This is a genomic window from Pseudomonas sp. SIMBA_041 (assembly GCF_046535095.1).
GTDB lineage: Bacteria > Pseudomonadota > Gammaproteobacteria > Pseudomonadales > Pseudomonadaceae > Aquipseudomonas > Aquipseudomonas mucoides.
Map to the genome: position 1 here is coordinate 1 of NZ_JAWRXJ010000719.1, position 248 is coordinate 248.

At 60.9% G+C, this 248-nt stretch carries 1 protein-coding gene; it reads left to right on the top strand.

Features of this window, described 5'->3' with window-relative positions:
• Positions 1 to 248 (top strand): enoyl-CoA hydratase-related protein (locus tag SB725_RS32985; protein WP_410923671.1); only part of this gene is annotated, 248 nt, incomplete at both ends.

The following is a 248-nucleotide window of genomic DNA, read 5'->3' on the forward strand; positions in this document are numbered from 1 at the left end:
GCTACGCCTTTGGCGGCGGTTTCGAACTGGCGCTGGCGGCAGATTTTATTGTTTGTGCCGATAACGCCAGCTTCGCCCTGCCGGAAGCCAAACTGGGCATCGTTCCTGACAGCGGCGGTGTGCTGCGTCTGCCGAAGATCCTGCCGCCTGCCATCGTCAATGAAATGGTGATGACCGGCAGACGAATGGGCGCAGAAGAGGCGCTGCGTTGGGGGATAGTCAACCGCGTGGTTAGCCAGGCGGAACTG